21 protein-coding genes are annotated in these 23,549 nt (G+C 30.3%); 13 read left to right on the forward strand and 8 right to left on the reverse strand.

Features of this window, described 5'->3' with window-relative positions; all coding sequences use genetic code 11:
* Nucleotide 1: 1 nt before the first annotated feature.
* The 6 genes from L2Z92_RS14740 to L2Z92_RS14765 all read right to left on the reverse strand — a co-directional run bounded on the left by L2Z92_RS14740 (nt 2) and on the right by L2Z92_RS14765 (nt 7,652).
* Nucleotides 2-1,303, reverse strand: a complete 1,302-nt coding sequence (locus tag L2Z92_RS14740) for a restriction endonuclease subunit S (protein ID WP_236454994.1) — start codon at nt 1,301-1,303, stop codon at nt 2-4.
* A complete protein-coding gene (locus L2Z92_RS14745; protein WP_236454995.1) occupies nt 1,300-1,995 on the reverse strand; it encodes a transposase in 696 nt (231 codons plus the stop codon). Before L2Z92_RS14745 ends, L2Z92_RS14740 begins: the two co-directional genes overlap by 4 nt.
* 2 nt (nt 1,996-1,997) lie before the next feature.
* Nucleotides 1,998-4,346: a type I restriction-modification system subunit M gene (locus L2Z92_RS14750; RefSeq protein WP_236454996.1), complete on the reverse strand. Its 2,349-nt coding sequence runs from the start codon at nt 4,344-4,346 to the stop codon at nt 1,998-2,000.
* 537 nt (nt 4,347-4,883) lie between these two features.
* On the reverse strand, nt 4,884-5,519 hold the full coding sequence (locus tag L2Z92_RS14755; protein ID WP_236454997.1) for a transposase: 636 nt from the start codon (nt 5,517-5,519) through the stop codon (nt 4,884-4,886).
* A 66-nt stretch (nt 5,520-5,585) separates the two neighbouring features.
* Nucleotides 5,586-6,692, reverse strand: coding sequence for a hypothetical protein (locus L2Z92_RS14760; RefSeq protein ID WP_236454998.1), 1,107 nt, complete (start codon nt 6,690-6,692; stop codon nt 5,586-5,588).
* Nucleotides 6,693-6,902: 210 nt separating this feature from the next.
* Nucleotides 6,903-7,652: a hypothetical protein gene (locus L2Z92_RS14765; RefSeq protein WP_236454999.1), complete on the reverse strand. Its 750-nt coding sequence runs from the start codon at nt 7,650-7,652 to the stop codon at nt 6,903-6,905.
* A gap of 611 nt (nt 7,653-8,263) precedes the next feature.
* On the opposite strand from L2Z92_RS14765, the gene L2Z92_RS14770 reads away from it, so the two are divergent.
* From L2Z92_RS14770 to L2Z92_RS14790, 5 genes are all read left to right on the forward strand, one after another.
* Complete coding sequence (locus L2Z92_RS14770; RefSeq protein ID WP_236455000.1) at nt 8,264-8,452, forward strand: hypothetical protein; 189 nt, start codon at nt 8,264-8,266, stop codon at nt 8,450-8,452.
* A gap of 308 nt (nt 8,453-8,760) precedes the next feature.
* A complete protein-coding gene (locus L2Z92_RS14775) occupies nt 8,761-9,639 on the forward strand; it encodes a hypothetical protein (RefSeq protein WP_236455001.1) in 879 nt (292 codons plus the stop codon).
* 396 nt (nt 9,640-10,035) lie between these two features.
* Entirely contained in the window at nt 10,036-11,034 is a 999-nt protein-coding gene (locus tag L2Z92_RS14780; RefSeq protein ID WP_236455003.1) for a metal-dependent hydrolase, read from the forward strand.
* Nucleotides 11,035-11,281: 247 nt separating this feature from the next.
* A complete protein-coding gene (locus L2Z92_RS14785; RefSeq protein WP_236455005.1) occupies nt 11,282-12,082 on the forward strand; it encodes a hypothetical protein in 801 nt (266 codons plus the stop codon).
* A 322-nt stretch (nt 12,083-12,404) separates the two neighbouring features.
* Nucleotides 12,405-14,951: a CHAT domain-containing protein gene (locus L2Z92_RS14790; protein WP_236455007.1), complete on the forward strand. Its 2,547-nt coding sequence runs from the start codon at nt 12,405-12,407 to the stop codon at nt 14,949-14,951.
* On the opposite strand, the gene L2Z92_RS14795 is transcribed toward L2Z92_RS14790, so the two are convergent.
* Nucleotides 14,934-15,641: a tetratricopeptide repeat protein gene (locus tag L2Z92_RS14795; RefSeq protein WP_236455009.1), complete on the reverse strand. Its 708-nt coding sequence runs from the start codon at nt 15,639-15,641 to the stop codon at nt 14,934-14,936. The genes L2Z92_RS14790 and L2Z92_RS14795 overlap by 18 nt on opposite strands.
* Nucleotides 15,638-16,177, reverse strand: coding sequence for an RNA polymerase sigma factor (locus L2Z92_RS14800; RefSeq protein ID WP_236455010.1), 540 nt, complete (start codon nt 16,175-16,177; stop codon nt 15,638-15,640). Before L2Z92_RS14800 ends, L2Z92_RS14795 begins: the two co-directional genes overlap by 4 nt.
* Before the next feature lie 110 nt (nt 16,178-16,287).
* Between L2Z92_RS14800 and L2Z92_RS14805 the strand changes: the two genes are divergently transcribed.
* From L2Z92_RS14805 to L2Z92_RS14840, 8 genes are read left to right on the forward strand one after another with little or no spacing between them, the layout of a single operon-like run.
* Nucleotides 16,288-17,175: a hypothetical protein gene (locus L2Z92_RS14805; RefSeq protein WP_236455012.1), complete on the forward strand. Its 888-nt coding sequence runs from the start codon at nt 16,288-16,290 to the stop codon at nt 17,173-17,175.
* Between the two features lies 1 nt (nt 17,176).
* Nucleotides 17,177-17,797: a hypothetical protein gene (locus L2Z92_RS14810; RefSeq protein WP_236455014.1), complete on the forward strand. Its 621-nt coding sequence runs from the start codon at nt 17,177-17,179 to the stop codon at nt 17,795-17,797.
* A gap of 12 nt (nt 17,798-17,809) precedes the next feature.
* Nucleotides 17,810-18,547, forward strand: coding sequence for a hypothetical protein (locus tag L2Z92_RS14815; RefSeq protein ID WP_236455016.1), 738 nt, complete (start codon nt 17,810-17,812; stop codon nt 18,545-18,547).
* A 21-nt stretch (nt 18,548-18,568) separates the two neighbouring features.
* Nucleotides 18,569-19,906 carry a hypothetical protein gene (locus L2Z92_RS14820; protein WP_236455025.1) on the forward strand — a complete coding sequence of 446 codons (1,338 nt, stop codon included), beginning with the start codon at nt 18,569-18,571 and terminating at the stop codon, nt 19,904-19,906.
* 4 nt (nt 19,907-19,910) lie between these two features.
* Nucleotides 19,911-21,050, forward strand: coding sequence for a hypothetical protein (locus L2Z92_RS14825; RefSeq protein WP_236455027.1), 1,140 nt, complete (start codon nt 19,911-19,913; stop codon nt 21,048-21,050).
* Between the two features lie 4 nt (nt 21,051-21,054).
* Complete coding sequence (locus L2Z92_RS14830; protein ID WP_236455029.1) at nt 21,055-21,645, forward strand: hypothetical protein; 591 nt, start codon at nt 21,055-21,057, stop codon at nt 21,643-21,645.
* Complete coding sequence (locus L2Z92_RS14835; protein ID WP_236455031.1) at nt 21,645-22,544, forward strand: hypothetical protein; 900 nt, start codon at nt 21,645-21,647, stop codon at nt 22,542-22,544. Before L2Z92_RS14830 ends, L2Z92_RS14835 begins: the two co-directional genes overlap by 1 nt.
* Complete coding sequence (locus L2Z92_RS14840) at nt 22,534-23,514, forward strand: OmpA family protein (protein ID WP_236455032.1); 981 nt, start codon at nt 22,534-22,536, stop codon at nt 23,512-23,514. Before L2Z92_RS14835 ends, L2Z92_RS14840 begins: the two co-directional genes overlap by 11 nt.
* Nucleotides 23,515-23,549 lie beyond the last annotated feature (35 nt).

Here is a 23,549-nt window from a genome sequence, read left to right on the forward strand (position 1 = left end):
TCTAACAAACTCTCACTTTCCCAGTAACAACCCCATCAATCAAACTCATTTTATACTCCTTCAACTTCTCAATCTCTTTCTGTTTTAAGGATATGGCTGTAGCGATTTTTGTAGTAGCTATTTCTATAAATTCTGCTATTTCTTTTTGTTCTTTAAGAGGAGGTGTGGCAGTATATATAGTCTTTAAATCATTAATGTTAAATCTAAAAACTTTAATTCCAGTAGCGTACTTTCTTAGTTCTTTAGAGAAAACTTTAGAAGAAAAATATAAATAATGACAATTTATTTTCTCATTATATGGTTTTAATATTAATTGTTCTCCTCCCAATAATCCCAAATCATTTCTATTATAAAATGCTGAATGACCCAAATCTTCGATTGTCTCAGATGTTGAGATAAAGATAGTATCACCATAATTTACTATTTGGGTTTCCTTGTAAAATTCATCATTGACATAAAAGTTATAATTTTTGTCAACTTCATTTACTTTATAAGTTTTTCCATATTGCAAAGCGACATACTGACCATCATTCAATAATTCATCTTTACTAAAAGTTGAATTTCCTCTAACAAAACGACATAGACCAATTAGCTTTTTCACCTCCCAGTGCTCCGGAATTTCCCCAATCCATTCCACACCGCTGTCTTTCAATTTAACGTTTTCATTTAAACCTCTGGTAACGGCTTTATGAATGAGTATTTGTCTGCGTTCTTTGAGCAGTTCTATTTGTTGTTGCTTGATGGCAATGGCTTGGTCTATTTTGGTGGTTTTGTCGTCTAGGAAATTCGCTATTGCGGTTTGTTCTTCTAATGGTGGAACAGGTAATTCTAATTTGCCAAAATCATTAAACCTAAAATCTGACGACCTTTCTCTAATTCCTTTCGCTAAAGATTCGATGAAACCTAATTTAGCTAAGTTTCTTAGGAAATAAGTATAAAAATATGAGTTTACTTTATTTTCAATCCGATGAGTACATACTGAATATACTGGAGTTGATTTACCATCAGAATCAGAAATACCAATTGCTCCTGCAAAAGCATCCATATTATGGATAACTAAATCACCTTTTCTGATTCCTTGATAACCATGTTCTTTTAGTGCATTTGTAAAACCATCAATTTTTCTATTTTTTCGTAGGGTAACCTCACCATCTCTAAAGCAAGTTACTATATCATCTTCCTTCCTTATAGGGCGTTCCATTTTTGTAAACAACCATTTTCCTTTAATTATTTCCCAATGCTCAGGAATTTCACCCAACCATGCTACACCGCTGTTTTTATAGTGTTGATATTTTTTCATCATGAGGCAAAGAATTTATCTTCCTGCCATTTTGCAGGATTGTTAATGATGTAATTAGAGATTCGGTTATAGACTGTTGCATTACGTATAATATGGTCGTGAAATCGGGATTGCCATTCAAATGGAATATTATTTTTTCGTGCCCATGTGGTTACGGCAGATTTAAAACCACGAACGATGGATGCCAAATTTTTGGTTTGTGGTCCAAATGTGTTTTCGGTATCGGTAGAGACGCCATGCATGGCGTCTCTTTGATGTGTATCGATTGCATCGCGCATGGTATTTGTTTTTGAGACGCCATGCATGGCGTCTTTATGATGCGTGTCAATTGCATCGTGCATGGTATTTGAAATTATTTTGGAATCATCATTTGTTTTTGAGACGCCATGCATGGCGTCTCTACGATTAAACGCATTATTTCCAATAAAAATAATCCCATGAAAATGATTGGGCATAACCACAAATTCGCCCAATTCTAAATGCATATCAGGTCGAATTTCGATGGTTTTTATCCATTCTTGTGCTACAATGGTGCCCAAAACAGATAAATTCATTTTTCCATCTATTATTTCTCCAAAAAAAGGGTCACGGTTGGCAGTGCAAATAGTGATGAAATAGGATGCACAACTGCCATAATCCCAATTTTTTAATCTGGCTGTGCTAATGCTATATTTCTTTTGATATTTTTCAGCCATCGTTAAAAATTTAAAATTTCAGCAATTAAACCGTCACTTTCTTTTTCTAAAGCTAAAATGTCAGCGGTTACTTCTTCGATTTCTCGCAAAGGTTTGTGTTGGTAAAAGTATTTGTTAAAGCTAATTTCATAACCAATTTTGGTAGCATCTAAGTTTATCCAAGCTTCTGCTACATGCGGTTGTACTTCTTTTAAAAAGTAACTATGTATGTTTTCTTTTAGGGGTATGTTTTCGGTATCCCGTAAATCGCTTTCGGTTTCGTATGTTAAATAGTCTCCTTTTTTAGTTGTTGAATAATACCCATAATCAGCTAGTTCACTTTCTTTGCAATTTAAATGTTCTAGTACTTTTTCTAGTTTGTCGCCAGTTAATTTTGCTGTGCCTTTAATTACTTTTTCAGCATCAGCATCATACCAACTCACAGCGTTCAGTATGGCATTTTTTTCAGAAGCACCAAGTTTTAGTTTTTGGTCTTTAATTACTGTATCTACTTTTTGTTTGAAAAGGTTAAAGTCATTAAAAACTTCGTCACTAATAATTTTAGCCAAAATGCTTGCTTGTTCCAATAATAAAGCTTGTTTGTCCCAAGTTGCTTTGGCAACTAATTTCTTTTGGTTGGCAGCATTAAGATTAAGTTCGTTTTTCTCGCACCAGTCTAAAATTTCTTTTTTATGTTTTTCTATATCTTTATAAATAGCTTCACCGTAGGTTTCATAAGCATGTACCATAGCTTCTTTTAAACCTTTATCATAGCGCAAGGCTGAAATACGTTCGGCAGTGAATTGCGCTTTCAAACGTTTTGGTCGTTCAATAGTTACTTTGTGATACCCAAAATCGCTATTGTCAAATACTTTAGCAGCAATACCTTCATCCGTAGTGCGTTCAATCGCTTTTAAATCGGTATAAGTTTGTACAATTTCTGTAATATGTTCAGGAGCAAACTCACAGTTTTTGTTTCCAAGATTTTTGCGTAGTTTTCTATACAATTGTCCCGCGTCAATTAACTGTACTTTTCCTTTTCGGTTAGCCGTTTTGTTGTTGCTTAAAATCCAAATGTAAGTGGTAATTCCTGTATTGTAAAACAAGTTGTTGGGTAGTTGCACTATGGCTTCTAACCAATCGTTTTCAATAATATACCTACGAATGTTACTTTCACCACCACCAGCATCACCCGTAAACAAACTACTTCCATTATGCACAGAAGCAATACGTGTTCCTGTAGCACTTTGCGAAAGCGGTTTCATTTTGCTCACCATTTCCATCAAAAACAACAATTGTCCGTCAGAAGAACGAGGAATAGCATCTGCATCTTCTGCAATGCCCCAATAGTTTTTCAATTGAATTTGAAAACGAGGATCAATTACGTCTTTTCCATCTTTGATGTTTTTTTGCTCACTAGCCCAAGATTTCCCATAAGGAGGATTAGATAACATAAAATCAAAAGTAGTGCCTGCAAATTCATCGGTAGAAAGCGTAGAACCCACACGGATATTCTCAGGGTTATTCCCTTTAATCATCATATCACTTTTACAAATGGCATAGGTTTCATCATTAATTTCCTTTCCATACAAATACACATCCGAATTAACCGCTTTAATTTCCCCATCAGGATCTACAATAAAGTTTTGCGATTCGGTCAACATTCCACCACTACCACAAGCAGGATCATAAATCGTCATTACAGGTGGTAAGTTATTTTTTATAGGGTCAAAAATAATGTGTGTCATCAGGTCAATTACTTCACGAGGGGTAAAGTGTTCTCCGGCTTCTTCATTATTTTCTTCATTAAACTTTCTAATCAATTCTTCAAAAACATAACCCATTCCTAAGTTAGATAATTCAGGTAATTTTCTACCATTGCTATCTAGTTTTTCAAAAGGAGTCAAGTTGATATCGGGTGATGTAAATTTTTCTAAAACATCAAGCAATACATCTTTTGCAGCCATGTGTCTAATTTGGCTTTTCAGCTTAAACTTTTCAATGATTTCTTTTACGTTACCACTGAAACCGTTTAGGTAATCTTCAAAATCAGCCTGTAATCTTTGTTGGCTATTAGAAGCCGTATTGTGTAAACGTTGTAACGTCCATTCACTTGTATTATAAAACACATAATTTGATGCTTCTCTTAATCCATTTTCATCCCATTCCGTAAAACCAGCCTCATCACGTTGAAAAGCCAGTTCTTCCATCACAGCATCCTTTGTAGGTTCTAATAAAGCATCTAAGCGACGTAAAACCACCATGGGTAAAATAACATCACGGTATTTTCCACGAACGTAAACGTCTCGCAAACAGTCGTCTGCAATAGACCATATAAAAGAAACTAATTTATTATGTACCGATTGATTCATTCTTTATTTTTTCTTAAAAATCATTTTCCCAAACCTACCAAAAATAAACCATTTCGGCAATAGGAGTATAGGTATTTCTACCTGTTTTTACAAATATAAAACCCGTAAGTGGATTTATTTTACGGGTTTTCGCATTGGTAATAAAAATATGTTTTTAAATCATTATCGGTAGAGACGCGATGCTTCGCGTCTCTCTTTTATCGTTAAACGCCATGTGTCTCTATTTATCGTTAAATGCCATGCGTCTCCTTTATCGTCCAAAACATTATGTTTTGATGATTCACACGCATTACGTTTTTATATGTATTGAAACGGATTGCGCTTTTACATGTATTGAGACGCATTGCAATGCGTCTCTACGTAATACAACCAAATACTCTATTTATCGTTAAATGCCATGCGTCTCTATTTATCGTTTAAAACATTGTGTTTTGATGATTCACACGCATTGCGTTTTTATATATATTGAAACGCATTGCGTTTTTACATGTATTCACACACATTGCAATGCGTCTCTACGTAATACAACCTAAAACATCATTTATTAAAAACATCCAAATTCCATTTTTTCGGATTATCAATAATATATTGTGAAATATTCTCATACGCATTTGGATTCCGTATAATATGATCATGAAATCGTGCCTGCCAACCAAAATCAGGATTAATACGTCGTGCCCGAACCGTCACCGCAGATTTAAACCCACGAATAATCGATGCCAAATTTTTGGATTGGGGTCCAAATTGGTTTTTGTATACATTACCGTTACCATGCATCGCGTCACCATTACCATGTATTGTGGATACGCCATTTATGGCGTCTCTACCATTAAATTCATTATTACCAATAAAAATAATCCCATGAAAATGATTAGGCATTACGATAAATTCCCCCAATTCCAAATGCATATCAGGTCTGATTTGTGGTGTTTTTATCCATTCTTCTGCCACGATTTTTCCAATTTCTGACGGCACCATCTGTAGAGACGCCATGCTTGGCGTCTCTACTACAACACATGGCATCTCTTCAATACATGGCGTCTCTTCAATGCTACCAAAAAAATGTTCCCTATTTGCAGTACAAATCGTTACAAAATACACCGCCTTTTGCCCATAATCCCAATGTTGCAATCGGGTGGATTCTATTCTATATTTGTTATTGAATTTTGTCATAAATATTGAAGAGGATGGCTTGTAGTAATGTTAGTAATATTAAGCAATTTTATACAGAAATTAATTTTAATTTCCAGTTTCAAATACTAATATTAATGAGGCATTTTGATTATCTAGAAATGTTTTAGAAGAACTTCCTAAAGGCATATTTATAGCTACAGTAAATTTCTTAGCTATCTTTAAACCAGTATTGAGTTGAAATAAACTAAATTTATTATCATTTATTTTATCTGAAAATTTGCTACCTCCATTATAATAGGACAACTTTCCTGATACAAATAATGTGGCTAAATCAGCATCTTTCTTATTTTGTAGTAAATCAAAACTAACATAAATGGATGACGAAATTTCATTGTAAAAAAAAGTGTCCTGTAAGTTAGTATTGTTTTTAGCATCATCTAAATGAAATCTTGTTTCGAGAGGCATATATACAACTACCGAATTATTATCAAAGTATTTCCAGTTTGAATAGAATAGCGTATAAGTTAACCCAACATTAAATAAACCACCTCTAGGAATTTTATCGGCAATTGTTTTAGTGGCAATAGTATCATTGTTTTGAGTAATGGTAGAAGCTATATTAATTTTTAAAGGTAAATAGCTATTAAAAAAAGGAAAAACAGCAGTAAGTATTGAGGAATTTAATGTGTTTGAACCATTAAAATTATTATGATAAGTAACATCTTTTATAAATGAAATTTTTTTTTCTCCTTCTACACTCTCTAAATAAAATCGTTGGGCTTGAGCTAAACTTCTTAACGGAAAAAATCTTCTTAAAAATTTTGGAGAACCATCTAATGAATTAATAGCTCCAAAATAATCTCTAGCTTTTTGATAATCTTTTATTTTCTTTGTTAGTTCTATACTATTTTTATTTATGGAATCTGCATTATTAGAGTTTTTTATTATAATGTTTCTTCTTTTTTGTAATTCTATAATAGAATCGATACATATTTTTTGAAATCGATAAGCAGCATTAGGATCAACGATCGTATCAGTAATTTTTAATAGCTCATGATTTTCATTATTAAATACTATTGTATCTTCTATGAATATTGTTTTTTTTATGTTCTTATAATTGGCACTATAGTTTTTATTAATAGATTGAACCAGTTGCGCATTCATTTTTACACTTAAAAATAGTACTAGAAGTAGAAGTAATAATTTTTTCATAATTGTTGTTTTTAATTTGTCATAAAATTAAGGGTTAAATAAAAGCCAGTCAATACGTATTTATACCTATTTTTGACCCTTTTTTACGTTTTTTTGTACGTATTTATACGTACATGAGGTGTTTTTTGATGAAAAATGAAATAATAAAACACAAAAAAAACTCCCTGCTGTAAAAAACAACAAGGAGTTTAAAAAAAGACTCTCATAAGATTATAAAACCTCCAAAACATGTAAAACATTATACGATTCATTTTTTAAAGAATACTGCACCCCATTAATCTCTTGATAAAAAGTAATACCAATTAAAAAAAGTTGCACACCCGTACCTGTTGGCACACTACTAGGCGTAAGAGTCGGAGAAACAGCCGTTAAATTAATCGGAAGATTAACCACAGGACTATAAGCCAATTCAGAAACCTCCGTTTCAAAATCAATAGCCAAAACAGCACTCTGTAAACTCACATGCGTAGCCCCTTGAGGAAATTGCAACTGCTCAGCAGCAACAAAATCAGTAATACTAATACTTCCTGTTGCAGTGTCTAGCACATGAGGAGCAAAAAACACACTCTTAAAAGGACCATTCGCATTAAAATCAAACCCCTTTAAAGCCAGTTTCCCTTCAGCACTCGTTAAACCAACACCCACTTTTCGCAAACCCCTAGCCGAAACCAAATCTAAATTTTTAATGCGCGACATCGTGCCCAACAAACGACTAGAAAGCTTACTATCCTTAGCCTTAAAAACCAAATTCCCTAAAGCCAAACGAAGCACTTTTCCACTCGTGCCACTATGCCCAAACTCATTGTTGTTCTCACGAGTACGAACAAAATTCGCATCATTCTCAATACGCTCCTTAGAAATGCCCCCTTTTCTACGAACATAATTCTTCCCGTCTTTCTTGTAGAAGGTTAAGTCCTCAACCGTACCTTCAATCTTGATAATTCCATTAGCTTTTGCCATGATATAATAAATTTAAAATGAAACAATAAGGTGATCTCAAAATCACTTGCTAAACCCAAATCAAGCACAATGCCAAAACCAAAAAAAAATAACCCACCAGTGCCGTAACTATCTAATAATGCCTTTTTTGCCGAAAAAGGCCAAAAGCGATCTTAAAAATATGTTAATAGATAATTCCTACAAATAAATGGAATGAAAATTGCATGATGAAAAATTACTAAGCCGTATCAAAGCCGTATCAAAGCCGTATCAAAGCCGTATTAAAGCCGTATCAAAGCCGAGGATAAGTGGAGGATAAGTGGAGGATACCATTTGTAACTTGAATTTACTGTAAAAGAAAATGATAATTTTTTTCTTGATATGAAATCCCCATAAACGAGTAGTTTGCGTATGCAAACACTCATGATTAAAAAAGGGATACCATATGTTACCGCTAAAAAACAAAGTTTAAACATATAAAATATAAAACCAAAGCATAGCATCGCTACGTTTTTATTCTATATTAAAATAGCGAGGAAAAAAAGGTTTTTATTGCAGTAAATTCAAGTTGCAAATGGTATAAGACCCCATTAAGAAAAAAAGGAAGTAAAACAAACAAAAAACAGAACAACATGAACAGAATTTGCATTTACCCAAAAGACATACAACGAATAACAGGAAAAAGCGAAAGACAATGCAGAAACATCATTGCCAAAATAAAAAACCAATTAAACAAACAAAAACACCAAGTAGTCACATTAGAAGAATTTTGCGAATACATGGGATTAGAAATGAATCAAATACTACAATTCATGAAATAGCACAAACAGCTTGTTATAACACAAATAAGAACTAAAAAAAGACAGACAATAATCACCGTAGACAGCAGTGTTCAGTCTCAGTATTCAGTTTTTCAAGTTTACGAGTAATCAATCTATTAAAATCAGTAGAATCAGCGTGCCAAGATAAACAGTGTTCAGTCTCAGCATTTATTATATATCCAAATAACGAGGAATAAACAGCCTTTTTATTACAGTAAATTCAAGGTATAAATGCTAATAGTTAGTAAAAATTATCAAAATAGTTCTAACTTTGTTTCCGAAAACAACGAAGTGAATTCTTATAAAATATGAAAAAATACTGCTTTTTATTACTATCGCTACTTTCGGTAGCTGTATATTCTCAGGATACATTAACCTATTGCTTTAAATCGGATAAAATACCGTTTCCCTTTACTTTTAAAAAAGTAGCAATGGGCAACAAAACGTATATGGCAAATACTTTAGAAACTCGATTTCATTTAGATATGGATGCAGAAATAGAAGATGAGAAAGACTTTAATGAACTATTGAGAAACGTTGAAAGCATTAGTTATACTTATAATGAAAGTATTTTAACATTTAATGAAAAACAGCCATTGCTAGACCATACTACTACATTAAAAGAATATGATTTAGAATTGAACGGTTTAGAATCTAATGAAATAGAAAACATAAATTATTCTTATAAAAAAGATTCGGTTACTGTACAAATGAGTATCGTATCTTTTCTACCAGAATATCAAAAAGAGGAGAGAATAAAAACCTATAAACAGGATCGCCTAGTAATTGACCATGATTTCAATACTTTATTCTTTTTTTGTCAAAATTTACATAAGTGGAACCATCAATATATCGAAGTAGAATTTAGACGTCAGTTTAGTGTTCGAAGCGGAATGAAGAAATTGTTGAAATTAGGAAAAAAGACTATTCGACAATTTGAAAAAGATATAGAAGTAAACAGAATTGTATTAGTAAGAAATGAAAACATTGAAGATATTATAAAAGAAGAAGATGCAGAAGATTATCTAGATATTGAGTTTGAATTCAATGTTGATAATGATGGAAATATTGTAAGACTTACTGCTTTTGATGAATTTAGTGACACTATCGATTTTGATTGGTACAAAAATGAAAAATGTACTACCGATATAATTAAGCTTTTGCTAACTAAAATTAAAAAGAATTGATTTTTTCATTGCAATTAAGAATGTTAAAATGAATTAATAGTAGAGTGGGTAGAGGTTGTTTTGTTAGTAGAACAAAGTTTGTAGGTAACTATTCAATATATAAATAGACAAATAAAATAACTATGCGTTTTTTAAGAAATATAGGTGTTAGAATACTGTTAGGTCTAATGTTGTCAGGTATGGTATTTGACTTAGTAGAACCAAATTTAGAAACTACTGTTCCATTGATTCTTTTTAAAATTATTGTAGCTTGTGTTTTCTATTATTTTCTTACTATATACGTTAATAGCAGAAAAAGCTAAAGTGTAGATGCAATGTTCAGTTTACAATTTTCCGAGTAGTTAGTCTACAAAATTCACTAAATTAGCATTCCAAAACACCAAGCAAAACAACCCCATGGATTCTTTTACACAAATTGTTTTAGGTATTGCTACAGCAGAAGTAGTAGCAGGCAAAAAACTGCAAAACAAAACAGTGCTGTATGGAGCTATCTTAGGTACCATTCCCGATTTGGATATTCTTGTTGGTAAATTCATGAGCGATGTAGACGGTGTTGCAATTCACAGAGGACTAAGCCATTCATTGCTCTTTTTTTTAATTCTAGCACCGCTCTTAGGCAGATTGATTACAAAAATAGAAAAAGGAAAAATAGACTTTAAAACCGCATTTTGGATGTCTTTTTGGTGTTTAGCAACCCATGTTTTCTTGGATATGTTTACTTCTTGGGGCACTCAAATTTTGTGGCCATTACACTATAGATTTGCTTTAAAAACGATATTCGTAATCGACCCATTGTACACCATTCCCTTATTCATTTCACTAATATACGTTTGGAAAAATAAAGAACACAGTATTCGAAAAAAATACGTGTACAAAGGCATATGCATTAGTTCGGGTTATTTACTACTAACATGTATTTTAAAATTAGTAGCCGTACATCAGTTTGAAAAAGCATTGAAACAACAAAACATAAGCTACCAAGAACTCATAGTAAAACCGACCGCTTTTAATACCATTCTTTGGAATGCCAATATTGCAACCACAGAGGGCTATTTTTTAGGGGATTATTCTTTCTTTGACACCCAACCCATTTCTTTTACTTTCTATGCTAAGAATAGCGCTTTAGAAGAAAAACTGAAAGCGACTCAAGACTTCCAAAAACTAAAACAAATTAGTGAAGGTTGGTATTTAGTTACAGAAAAGAAGGATAGTCTGTATTGTAACGATTTGCGCTTTGGTTTATTGAACGACAACCCCAAACAACCCCAATTTGCTTTTAGTTATGTATTCGTATCCGCTAATAATGGAAAATTGGAAGCCAAAGAAGTTCCTAAAGAAAAACGCGATGGAAAGGCATTATTAAAAAAGATTTTCACACGCATTAAAGGCAATTGATATTTTATAGTGTTCAGTTTGGGTGTTCAGTTTTTAAGTAATCTGCTAAAATCAGTAGAATCTGAGTGCTATAATAAATCAGTGCTTAATATCATTTTACTGTATTCAGCACGACAAGCTAATAGATAAATGATTCGTTACATTCATAATTTTTGTATAACTATATAGTAATGAGTATTTTCATTTTAAATATGTTTTAGAATTATTTCAGCTATATTTGTAGCTAATTATTTATACTTGTTTTTAGATGAAAAAACTACTTTATGTTCTTATTATTTTGAACGTTCTAATGGTCTCTTGTAATATTAATGATGAAAACGCAGACGCTTCAGAAGTTCCTCCTCCAAGGTCATACACTACTTATATTTCTCAAAATTCTGTAACACTGAATGGTCTTATCGATAATTCGAATAATTATTATCAAGGTGAAGGAACATATAAAGTTGGGTTCATTTTTAGAACAGGAGATATAAATGATTCAAGTAACGACCAAGTTATTTTAGTAAATGAGAATGTAGAATATACACATGATAAAAAGTATTTTAGTACTATTATTGACGAATTAGAACCAAGCACAAAATATTTCTATACTTGTTTTACAAAAAACGGAAATTATCAAGAGTACGATTGGGAAGAATTTACTACATCAGCAACTCCTTGTAGCTATACACAAAATAATTATATTAGTATTTCAGGAGTTTGGCAAAGTACTTCTGTTCAAATATATGATCCTTCTTGTTGCGATGAAGGCAATTTTGGAATTAGATTTGGAGGTTGGCCAAATAATTATGAACTCAGCTTCAATGAATTAAACAACGGCTATCCAAAAACAGGTCAATATTTTGGTGTTAATAATGCATTCGATATTAGTGGTTATAATAGAGAAATTCTAAAATCGTCCAATCAACTATTAATTGAAAATAACTCAACACCAGAAACAGAATTATTTGTTGTGAATAATGGTACTACTTTAACATTCATTTTTTGTAATACAATCTTAAATAATGGTAAGATTTTGAACGGTAAAGTTTCAGTTGCTATTCCATAATTAAATTTTAAATAAAAAATCATAACCGATTCAATTTTTTTTGAGTCGGTTTTTTTATAGTCTTTCTTGAATAAAAATGAGATATTATTTCTCAAGATATAATGTTCTTTCTCTTTATTTATAAGGAGAGAGCCATACAAAAGAGGCTATGCAATAATGAAATTGTTTACAACAAAATAATATTATATTTTTGTAACAACTAGCACCTATTATGAATTTTAGATATATAATTGTTTTTTTTATTTTTTTTTATTCTTTCTCTCAACAACAAGATAAAAAAAATGATATAGATGATCTTTTTTTGGGTGACTCAACATTTAAGTTGAAACAACAAAAAAGTTTAAAATCTTTAGATAGTCTTTTGGTCATTTGGAGTAGAAAAAGTGAGAATGATAAACACAATACCATTCAAAAATATTATTTATCTAAGGACATAGCTAAAAAATACCGTAATCTTAGTTTAAACTTAAAAGCAATAGAGTTTTATAGATACTCTGCTACTTTATTAAATGAAATAAAGTCTTTTGGTAGTCAAGAAAAAGCAACATTCTATTATGAGCTTTGCGAATTTTATTATTCAATATCCAATAATAAGCTTTTTAAAAATAATTTAATTAAAGCTATAATATTATGGGAAAATGATTCGAATAAATATTCAAAAGAATTAGTAAAGGGTTATAGTAAACTAATAAATAATTATCTTGAATATGGCGATATAAATAATGCTAAGTTATATTTGAAAAAAAACAATAATCTCTCAGTAAAGAATGATTTTATCCAAGATGAATTAAGACATCAATTTAAACTTACAAGTTTTCTTTATAAATTGAGAATTTCATTAGCAGAGAAAAAAAATACTGCTTCAGAAAGCAGCTATAAAGAACTGACACAATATTTCATTAATTTAAAAAACAAAACTAATTATTTGACATATTATGCAGATGCTACTAATTTCTATGCGGAAGCGATTTTTAGCTTAGGAAGAACCAATGAAGCACTGGATTTACTAAAGGCATCAATTATAGTGCATAAACAAATAGGTAATGATTTGTCTCTTATTACTGCTTATTCTTATTTGAGTTATTTTACAAGAGAATTAAAGGATTATAATAGAGCTCACCAGTCAATAGATGCAGCAATACATTTAATTTCACCCGATAATTTTTCTGATTTAGCAGGTTTATATACAAGTAAAGCAATTATTTTTTTTGAAGAGAAGAATTATAAGGAGTCTGAGATTTATTTTGATAAAGCACATCAATTAATTAAAAGAATAGATAATTCCAATTTTTATTTACTGTCATATAATGTAGAAATATCAAAAAAATATTTTGAAATTTATGAAATGACAGGAAATGTAAAACTGCTCAACAAATCGTTTAAATCTTATAAATACTCTGTAAAACAATTTCAAGATTTCTATGAAAACGATTTTTTCAATCCGTTACTTTCTGAATATAAAAATTTAATTATAGATGGTTTACTAACTCTTGGATTAAAATCTGAAAATAGTTTAGTAGCAATTATTGAAATGATCGAAAACATTCAATCTAAATTTTTATTAAAGAATTATCTGTTAAATAATAAAAACGGAAGCGTTCAAATTGTTAATGAACTATCGGAGATTAAAACATTAAAACTTAATTTAGCATCTATCTCTAGTGTACAAAAAAATAGAGACTCGTTAGTTTTAAAAAAAACACAGATTAAAAATAATATTGAGTTATTAGAAAACAAATTGATAACCAAATATCCTCACTTTAATTCTATATTAAATCCAACCTTTAATTTTAAAGACTTTATTTTAAAAAATAAGGATGAAATAATGAGATTTTATGTTACTAATACAAGTGTATTTAGTATTTATATTAGTAGTCAAAATAAAATTTGTCTAAAAAGAATTGATAATTTTTCAACTATTAAAGAGCACATTTCTTCTATTGTTTTAAATATTAAAAGTAAAAAACCGATAGAAAAACAATCTAAAGCATTATACAATAGTCTATTAAAACCCTTTGCACTTAAAAATGATGAAATAACAATAGTTTCAAACTCTTTTTTAAACGAGGTACCTTTTGAATTATTAATTGATGATGAAGGTAAATACATAGTTGAAAAATATAAAATAAACTATTCAAATTCTTTACTACTTTATGATATTCAAAGAAAGCATAAAAATTCAAAAGATTTTAAACTAGCAATTTTTCAACCAAACTATAAAAATAAAAATCTAAACATTTTACCATTTGCAGAAAAAGAGGCTTTGTATTTACAAGAAACGTTTCATTCGATTCTTTTTTCAAATGAAAAAGCTACAAAGCAAAACTTTGTTAATGGGGTATCAAATTTTAATGCTTGCCATTTATCTATGCATGCCATTATTGATGAAAATAATGAAGAAGTTTCAAGATTAGTATTTAATGATGAAAATTTTTATTTTTCCGATTTCTATGCACAAAATTTACCCTTAGATTTAGTAGTATTAAGTGCTTGTGAAACAGGAATAGGAAAGCATATTGAAGGAGAGGGGTTAATGAGTCTATCTCGTGCTTTTACTTATAGTGGTGTTTCTGCTACTATTCATAGTTTATGGCAAACTCCAGACAAACAAGGTTATGAAATCATGCAGTATTTTTATGAATTTTTAAATGATGGATTGCCTAAAAATGAAGCTTTACAAAAAGCAAAAATTAAATTCCTTTCTACAGCAAAAGCTTCCGAACTGAAACATCCTTATTATTGGTCGGGTTTTGTTTTGAATGGTAATTCTGAAGCTTTAGTTTCAAAAACTAATTATTTCTATTCTATTCTTTTAGGATTAGCAACAATAGGAATTTTATTGTTTTTCTTCTTAAAGTTTAGAAAGTAGGGCTATAGCTTCCGAATTTTTAAAAGTTCCTTTTTCTGTAAGTAGTGTTAATTCTTTTTTAGCTTCTTTTACTTGATTCAGTTTTACATAACAAAGGGATTTAAACCACATAGATTTCTCTTTGTATGCCTCTGACCAATTTACAGATTCAAATAAGTTTAAAGCTTCTTTATGTTGTTCTAATTCCATTAAAGAGATAGCTTTGTAAAATTGAATATAATCAGATGTAGAAATTTTTAAGGCCAAATTAAACAACTCATTTGCTTTAGCATACTCTTCCAAATCATAAGCAATAAAAGCTTCTTCAATTACCGATTTGTCATTTACATCACTTCTAGTATTTGAGACTTCTGTATTGGGATAGGCTTCAAAATAGCTGTTGTATAAGTCTGTATTATTGGGGTTGTTGCTAAAAAAAATAAACCATAATGAAAGCATTACTAATAAAATAGCAGCATATGGTAAATAACGTTTTAGATTAAAAATAGGCATATCATCACTATTTTCAAATTGTTGGATTTCCTTTTTAATTTTTTGTCTTTCTGAAACAACAACAGCATTTTTCAATTCGCTATAAAACTCAAATTCTTTTTTAAAATCGGAATCTTCAACTAGCAATTTATTGAAAAGTAGTTTTTCTTCTTCGGTTAAATTGTGTTCAAAATATTTTTCAATTAATTCATGCATCATTTCTTTGGATTTAGGGATTTTTTTAAATGAGAAATGCATCTCGACTTCTGACTTTTTAAAACATCTTTATTCTCATAGTTTAAAATCGTTTGTATTTCTTCTAATTTTTTGTTTTCAAAATAAAATAAACTTAAAATTTTTTGACACTGCTCTCCTAATTGTTCATACGCCTTTTTAAGTGCTACTTCTCGCTCGTTTAAAGCTTCATCATCAATTGAAAATGATTCTGTTACTGCAGTATTTTCAAACTCACTTAAATCAACTGTTTTTTTAGCCTTCAGATAATTAAAAATCATAAATTTTCCGATACCAATGAAATACGTATTTATACTACTTTTTAAATCATCAATGCTGTTTTTTCTAGCATTTTCTACAAGTGCAACAATACTATCTTGATAGATATCTAAGGCAACTTCATTAGGAATACTATAACGGTTTGCCAACTTAAAAAAAGACAATTTATTCTCAAGATAAATCTTTTTTATAGTCGCTGTGTCATTTTGTTTTATTCTCTCAACTATGTTGTTTTCATTCATTAGTAGAAAATGTTTTGTAAAGTAAACTTTAAGGCAAAAATAATATTTATGGGTTTACCTTTTGGTTTTTTTTCTACAAATGAGCAATAAACATTTAAAATCTACAAATAATGAAAAAAATCTATCTAATGTTAGTGATGACTTTTATTTTTAGTCATTCCATTAATGCTCAGTTTTTTAAAAGATTACAAGACAAAGCCCAACAGTCTATGGAACGTGCTTTGGAAAGAAAAACAGATGAGAAAATTGATCAAACTACAGAAGCGACTGTAGATACTATTTTTGAAGCCCCTAAAAAAATAACAAAGAAAAAACAAAGAAAACAGAAAAAAGCAAGTAAAGAATCAAATGTTGATACACAAGAAATGATTGCTCAAATGGGAAATGCTACTCATGAACCCAAATATGTTTTTCCTGTAACAGCCATTATTGAAGTAGAAGATGTAAACGTAAATAGTAAAAAAACAACTATGAAACAAGGTTATGGCAAAGAGGCTTTGATCACAGAAATGGAAAAAAATGGAGGTCCTTTTATCATTGATATGAAAAATGAATCTGCGATTATGTTAAATATTTCTAGTGGAACAGCCCAAGTAATGTCTTTAGAATGGATGGAAAAGATAATGGGGAACCAAAGTATTTCTAGTCAAGAAGCGTCAGACGTTGTTCCCACAGTAAAGAAAACAGGAAAAACCAAAGTAATGAACGGCTATACTTGTCATGAATATACTATTACTTATGAAGAAGGAAGAATAAACGCTTGGTATGCACCCGATGTAAAATTTGAGTACCAAGATTATTTAAGAGGGATGTCAAAATTATTTTCCAAGAAAAAAGAAGAAAATCCAATGCAACTTCTAAATACAGATTATGGTTATGTTATGGAAATGACTTTTTTCAATAAACAATCTAAAAAGCAAAATACTATGAAAGTAGTCGCTTTAGACGAAAAAGTGAGAATGATAAATATGAGTTTGTTTAAAATCCAAAAATTATAATATGAAAAAGATCAATTTAATTCTAGTCACAATTCTAGTATTTATAAGCTGTCAAAATGCAAAAGACAAAGCAACAGAAAGTGTTACTAATTCAGTAATTGAGAAAACCTTAGATCAAGTGGGAGTTGCTTCTGAGAATATAGAAAGAGCCAATCAAAATAAAGCTGAAATTGAAATTACTTATGACGGACAAAATCTATTTAGTAAAGATGAAAATTTTAAAACTATCATGAATACAGCAGGAAAACAGATGATGGTTTTCTCTATTGATAGTGAAGATGCAAAGATTAATATATCCTTCTCAGGACTGAAAGATATGTTAGACGTCAAGCCTATTATTGGAAAAAATAAAGATGGAAAGTTAGCTCCTAAAGACGCTAATGGTACAGTAGTAACTATTGTAATTGCTAAGGAAAATGGGTTTGCGTATACTTTATTAGATGGAGAGGCTACACTATCAAAATTAAATCAAGATGAAGTGGTAATTGAATTTTCGGGAAAAGCAGGGACTTTTTTAGATGCTAATAAACCCGAAAACTGGAAATCTATGCAAGGAAAGATTGTAAGTAAATATCCTGTAATGAATTTTATTCAAGTTAAAAAAGAAGAGTTATTCTATTAAAAATTTAAAAAAATGAAAAAATATATTTTAAGTGTCATTATTGTATCAACCCTTTCTTTGGTATCCTGTTCTAAAGATGATGATGCTACTCCACAACAAGAAACATTAGGAAATGCTAAAAAAGTAATACTTAATACTTTTTCAGAACAAGGCAATTTGACAACAACTACTTTGTATGAATTTAGCTATAATGAAAATAGTTTACTATCGGCAATGAAGATTTCCAATGTTGATGGTGTTAAGAACAGAACAATCAATTATAATCCAGATAAAAAAGTTTCTCAAATTACTCAAACATTCAATAATGTTGCTAAAATTCTTTCTGTAACTTATAGTGGAGAGAATGCTACAGTTTCAATATCTGGACAAAATGAACCCTATGGTTTAACTTATAATACTACTAATGGCACTTATAATTATTCCAATGGAACAGACTCAGGAACCCTCACCTATGGAGAAAATCAGAATTTGATAGGAATTTCTTCAAATAATATCTCTGTATTTTCTAAAACCATAGTACCAAGTATTAGAGGTATCTACGCAAATCAAGATAAATTATTCGCATTTATTTCATCTTTTTTATCTAATGGAGATTTTTTATTTTTTGATAGAAATGCTGCATCAACATTGTTTTATAGTGGTGAAAATTATTCAATTACGAATGAATCAGAAAACGGTAGTTTAACGTATTATGCTATGATAAACACTAATACTCAGGTAAAAATTGCCGATGTAATAATCATTTATTAATTATTTCATACTGAAAACAAAATGAAAAAAATCACAACAATAATTACATTTTTGTTTGTAATACTACTACAAGCACAAAATTTTACAGGCACTTGGAATACTTCCTTTGGTGAAGTAAAACTTATACACGAAGGTCAAATTGTATACGGAGATTATTCTTCAATAGGTATAATTGATGCCATACAAACAGGATATACTATTAATGGGAAGTTTACCAATAATGGAAAAGTAGGAGAGTTCTATTTCAAATTAGCATCAGACAATAAATCATTTACTGGTGAATGGAAATGGCAAGGAGATACTAAAAATCAAGGCAATTGGACAGGAACTTTAAAATCTGATGCATTTCCAAGTTTAAAAATGGACAAATGGACTGGACAATACGAGTTCAATGCTTATCCAGGAGTGTTTAATAAAAAACTAAACTTACAACAAAAAGGGTTACGATTGGTAGGTAAATTTGATGATGGAAAATCTTTTTTCGGAAAACTAGACAATGATTTGAAAACGGTAGCCTATGGTTCGTTTTATCATGAAAATACTCAGTATAGTCTTTACAAAAGTTATATAAAAACAGAAAACAGTGAAAATATAACAGCTTGGTATGGACAAATAGGAAAATTAAATACTAATGAAAAGGTTAAGTTTTATGCAAAATTTTTAAAACCGATGACTGTAGCTGAATTTACTTCTTTGACAGGAGGAAATAGTACATCGGCTACAAATTATACAAAAGCTACTGGAGGCTTAACAACAGTTTCACAAGAATTAAGTAATTCAACTAGTAGTATAAAAACGAAAAGAGATTATGAGGGAAGATATAGAGTAACACTCACACATATAAAAGCGGATATTGACACTTTTTTTTATGATTTAGATAATCCTTTAACATGGAATGTAGATATTTTTGGTACAGCGGGAATTCGGATGTATGGAAAGTCAACTTCAAGTAATGTTGAAATTAAAGCTATTGGAAATAAGAAACCAAGACTATGGGATATTTCTTCCTCAGACCCTGTTAAACTGAAACAAAATAGTGGTCTGAATAATCCAGATAGTAGTAACGAAAATTCTGAAAGCATATATGAATTAATAAAAGTTTCAGATTCTAACATGTATTATAATATCGATAGGATTATCGAATTTGATATAAAAGGAGATTTAGCAAATGAAAATTTGGAAGTAAATGTTCAAATGGACGTTACACAAAAATTAACAGGAAGACCAGATTATAAATTTGGTTGGAAACAAAGAAGTATAAAAATCAAAGACATCGAGTTTGGTAAGCAATATTATTTAGTAAATAAAAAAGACAAAGATAATTGGATAGCAATAGGTTTTAAAATTGAAAAAAACTAATAAAATGAAAAATCTAAAAATAGTTATTGTTCTCTTTTTAATTCAATTCTGTTATGCTCAAGTTGATGGTACTTACAGGACTGATTTTGGTATAGTAAAATTAATACAAGAAGATTCAATTGTATACGGAGATTATGGAGAAAGAGGAACCGTAGTGGGTAAATTTATAGTAGATAAATTTAATGGACAGGGATATCTAGTGGGAACCTTTGCTCATGGTGATAATAAATGGGGTTCGTTCAAATGGAGTTTTGTATCCAATACATTTTCTGGAAAATGGGGTTGGAATTCCTCATTATCAGGAGGAAATTGGAATGGAGAAATTATATATGATAAACCTTCTACTACAATGAAATCCGCTATTTGGAGTGGTATTTGGAATACTGATTTTGGTAAAATTGTTTTAGAGCAAACTGGAAATAAGGTTAAAGGGAAATATAGAAATCTTGGTTACATAGAAGCAACTGTTGTTGGTGATAAACTTATAGGAACTTTTACAAATAATGGAAGTAAAGGAAATTTTGAATTCACCATGGAATGTAACGCTTTTAAGGGGAAATGGAGTTGGAACAATTCTCTAACAGATAAATGGAATGGTACCAAAGCTACAAAATCAAATTTGTGTGATGATTCTCCATATTCAGGGCTTTATAGAATTAAGGTGATTGATATGCAAACTACATGCATTGGAAGATCGCAATTAGCTAGTACGATTCAACTTTATGGTGCGATAGGAGTTAGAATATATGGAAAGAGTAAATCAGGAACTATTGATATACCATCAATTAAAAATTACCCAGCTAGAATTTGGGATTATAGTGGTGGTTCTAATACGTTTGATGTGAAGCAAAATGCAGGAGCAAAGTATAACGATGTTTATGGTGATGCTATTTTTTATTTAGGTAAAAAAGCGATTAATAAGGAACGATTTTATTTAATAAAAGGAGAATTAGCCAATCAAGAGTTACAAGTAAATGTACAATGTAATTTGCAAGAAGAAAAAAACTTGCGACAAGATATCAACTTTGGTTTTCACCAAAGATCGATTCTTATTAAGGATGTGAAAATGGGTAAACCCAACTATTTTATAATTGTAAATGGAGACAACACCTTCAGAATTACATATATAGTTGATAAATTATAATGAAATGAAAAATATAATAAATGTAATAGTAGTAGTATTGCTAATTAGCTGTACTACTAAAAAAGAAAATGTAAATAGTAATGAAGCGACAACAGAAAATGTAGTTTCGGAAAAAGTAGCTTTAATCAATCCATGTGATTTAGTTTCTATGGATGATATTGCTTCAGCTTTTGGAATAGATATTTCAACAATCGAAAGTTATGCTAGAAACCCATATCCAGATACTAATAGATGTGAATTTATATGGAATGATCCAAATGAGGTTACTAAAGCAAGTCAAATCATGATTACGATTTCTTCTAATTTAGAAATGGAGGATATGCCTCGTAAATTCTCCAATATGTTACGAATGGACATAGAAAAAGGAGTTATGGGAACTAAACAGCAAATCATAAAACCAACTCCAATTGACGGCTTTGGAGCAAATGCGTATCATTGGAAGGAACCTGATTTTCAAAATGTTCAAAAAATTAAATTTCAGTCTAATGAAGCCTATTTAATTGAGATACTTTTTAATTCTTCAGAAACAGTAAATTCAGAAGAGATAAAAGAAAAACTAATTCAAATTGGTAAAAACATAAAACAAAAAATATAATGACAAAAAGTATATTAAAAACAATAGCAATTTTATTCTTATTAACGATTGCATCATGTTCAAAAGATGATGATAGTGATCCTGTTGAAACACCAGAAAAAAAGCTTAAAAGCATCACTTCTTCTCAAGGAATAACAACAAAAACAACTACTTTTAATTATGATACTTCTGGAAAATGGATATCTGGTGTAAATCGTTTTGGTAAAAATTACAGTGTAAATTATACTAGCAATGATAAAATTTCATCGTTTGATGTAGAGAATCAATCTAGTGGTGTAGAATACCTGTATTCTCCAGCTCCTGATTTTTCTTTAAATAAAATTAAAGTAGATACTTATGAAACGGATTTAATATACAACAACTTTAGAATATCAGACTTTGAATTTTACGATCCTTCTTTGGAAAACACTGTCAATGTTACTTATGATGCTGTTGGTAGAATAGCAACAATAACGAATAATGATGAACAAACCCGTTTTTCTTATACTTACGATTCTTCGAATCGAATTATTCGAGTAGATCAATTAGGCACAGGAAGTCCTGCAGAGCCTTATGTTTTAACATCGTATGCTGAATATGAGTACGAATCGCATAAAAATCCGGTCTATAAATTCTTTAAGCAACAAATGGATTTTGGTCAATTTATATTTTCACCAATTGAAATTTATCCTTATTTCAGTCGTATTTTCAATTATACGGATTATAACAATATTTATATTTTACCAGAATATAACATTAAATCTGTTAAAGAGTATAGTGTAAATAATACTACTCAACCTATTTTTGACGTAACCATGAGCTATACTTTAGAAAATGAAAAAGTAATGTCTTTTACAACAACAATTATCTATAATGGAACTACTTCTTCTGAACAAACAAGCTATACATATGAAAATTAAAATTTTATTTGTTACGTTGCTATCATGCTTGTCATTAGTAGCTCAAGATATTGATAAAGCAAAAGATCATGAATTATTGACTCGTTATCCTGGTTCTAAAATTATTTATTACTTCCAAAAAGACTATAATGAATTAAAATTTGCTGTTAAAGCTGGAAAACCAGAAAAAGAGCCTCAAAAATGGTTAGATGTTTCAGGATACCAAACTTCAATTGTGTATGAAATTCCTTTGGGTAAATCAACTGTTGAGGTAATGAAAAATTATCAGGATGCTTTTAAAGCCAATAATGCCGAAATTTTGTTCCAATGTAAAGGCGGTGAATGTGATGGAACAACGGCTTGGTATAGTGCTAAGTTTTTTGAAAAAGTCTACGGTAAAGACAACCGACAAAGTAATGGTGAAACAGGACATTATTATGATTTTGGAGCCTATCATGTTGCCCAACGCTATATGGTTGGTAAAATAATTACTTCTGATAAAATTTATTTCATTGAAATAGGAATGACTCCAACTTATGATGGGAAACCTGTAAAAGTATGTGTGGAAGTAATCGAACAAGAAGCATTACAAAGTGGTTTAATTGCAATTAATGCAGACCTAATCAAGGAAAAATTAGAAAAAGAAGGAAAATTAATTTTAGATGGAATCTTATTTGACACAGGTAAAGCTACTTTAAAACAAAGCTCTTTTTCTGTACTGGAAATGGTGGGAGAATATTTGAATAAAAATCCAAAATCTAGAATTTATGTTGTGGGCCATACTGATGATGTAGGTTCGTTAGATGCAAATCTGCAATTATCTGAAGATAGAGCAGCAGCAGTTGTAAGTGCTTTAATGAATAATTATGGTGATTTTGGAACCCAATTAACTCCATTAGGCGTTGGACCTGCTTGTCCAGTTGCTACCAATGAAACAGAGGAAGGAAGAATGAAAAATAGAAGAGTGGAAATTGTTTTAAAAAAGAAATAAGATAGATTTTTTTTGTTTTTGGGTTTACTTTTTAA

This window comes from Flavobacterium jumunjinense (genome assembly GCF_021650975.2).
Taxonomy (GTDB): domain Bacteria; phylum Bacteroidota; class Bacteroidia; order Flavobacteriales; family Flavobacteriaceae; genus Flavobacterium; species Flavobacterium jumunjinense.

Bases quoted from the DNA above. Each gene is read 5' to 3' on its own strand.
- L2Z92_RS14755 (WP_236454997.1), bottom strand. From the start codon at position 5,519: ATGACAAAATTCAATAACAAATATAGAATAGAATCCACCCGATTGCAA.
- L2Z92_RS14745 (WP_236454995.1), bottom strand. From the start codon at position 1,995: ATGGCTGAAAAATATCAAAAGAAATATAGCATTAGCACAGCCAGATTA.
- L2Z92_RS14780 (WP_236455003.1), top strand. From the start codon at position 10,036: ATGGATTCTTTTACACAAATTGTTTTAGGTATTGCTACAGCAGAAGTA.
- L2Z92_RS14765 (WP_236454999.1), bottom strand. From the start codon at position 7,652: ATGGCAAAAGCTAATGGAATTATCAAGATTGAAGGTACGGTTGAGGAC.
- L2Z92_RS14810 (WP_236455014.1), top strand. From the start codon at position 17,177: ATGAAAAAGATCAATTTAATTCTAGTCACAATTCTAGTATTTATAAGC.
- L2Z92_RS14830 (WP_236455029.1), top strand. From the start codon at position 21,055: ATGAAAAATATAATAAATGTAATAGTAGTAGTATTGCTAATTAGCTGT.
- L2Z92_RS14770 (WP_236455000.1), top strand. From the start codon at position 8,264: ATGAACAGAATTTGCATTTACCCAAAAGACATACAACGAATAACAGGA.
- L2Z92_RS14785 (WP_236455005.1), top strand. From the start codon at position 11,282: ATGAAAAAACTACTTTATGTTCTTATTATTTTGAACGTTCTAATGGTC.
- L2Z92_RS14820 (WP_236455025.1), top strand. From the start codon at position 18,569: ATGAAAAAAATCACAACAATAATTACATTTTTGTTTGTAATACTACTA.
- L2Z92_RS14795 (WP_236455009.1), bottom strand. From the start codon at position 15,641: ATGATGCATGAATTAATTGAAAAATATTTTGAACACAATTTAACCGAA.
- L2Z92_RS14750 (WP_236454996.1), bottom strand. From the start codon at position 4,346: ATGAATCAATCGGTACATAATAAATTAGTTTCTTTTATATGGTCTATT.
- L2Z92_RS14825 (WP_236455027.1), top strand. From the start codon at position 19,911: ATGAAAAATCTAAAAATAGTTATTGTTCTCTTTTTAATTCAATTCTGT.
- L2Z92_RS14840 (WP_236455032.1), top strand. From the start codon at position 22,534: ATGAAAATTAAAATTTTATTTGTTACGTTGCTATCATGCTTGTCATTA.
- L2Z92_RS14800 (WP_236455010.1), bottom strand. From the start codon at position 16,177: ATGAATGAAAACAACATAGTTGAGAGAATAAAACAAAATGACACAGCG.
- L2Z92_RS14805 (WP_236455012.1), top strand. From the start codon at position 16,288: ATGAAAAAAATCTATCTAATGTTAGTGATGACTTTTATTTTTAGTCAT.
- L2Z92_RS14740 (WP_236454994.1), bottom strand. From the start codon at position 1,303: ATGATGAAAAAATATCAACACTATAAAAACAGCGGTGTAGCATGGTTG.
- L2Z92_RS14760 (WP_236454998.1), bottom strand. From the start codon at position 6,692: ATGAAAAAATTATTACTTCTACTTCTAGTACTATTTTTAAGTGTAAAA.
- L2Z92_RS14835 (WP_236455031.1), top strand. From the start codon at position 21,645: ATGACAAAAAGTATATTAAAAACAATAGCAATTTTATTCTTATTAACG.
- L2Z92_RS14815 (WP_236455016.1), top strand. From the start codon at position 17,810: ATGAAAAAATATATTTTAAGTGTCATTATTGTATCAACCCTTTCTTTG.
- L2Z92_RS14775 (WP_236455001.1), top strand. From the start codon at position 8,761: ATGAAAAAATACTGCTTTTTATTACTATCGCTACTTTCGGTAGCTGTA.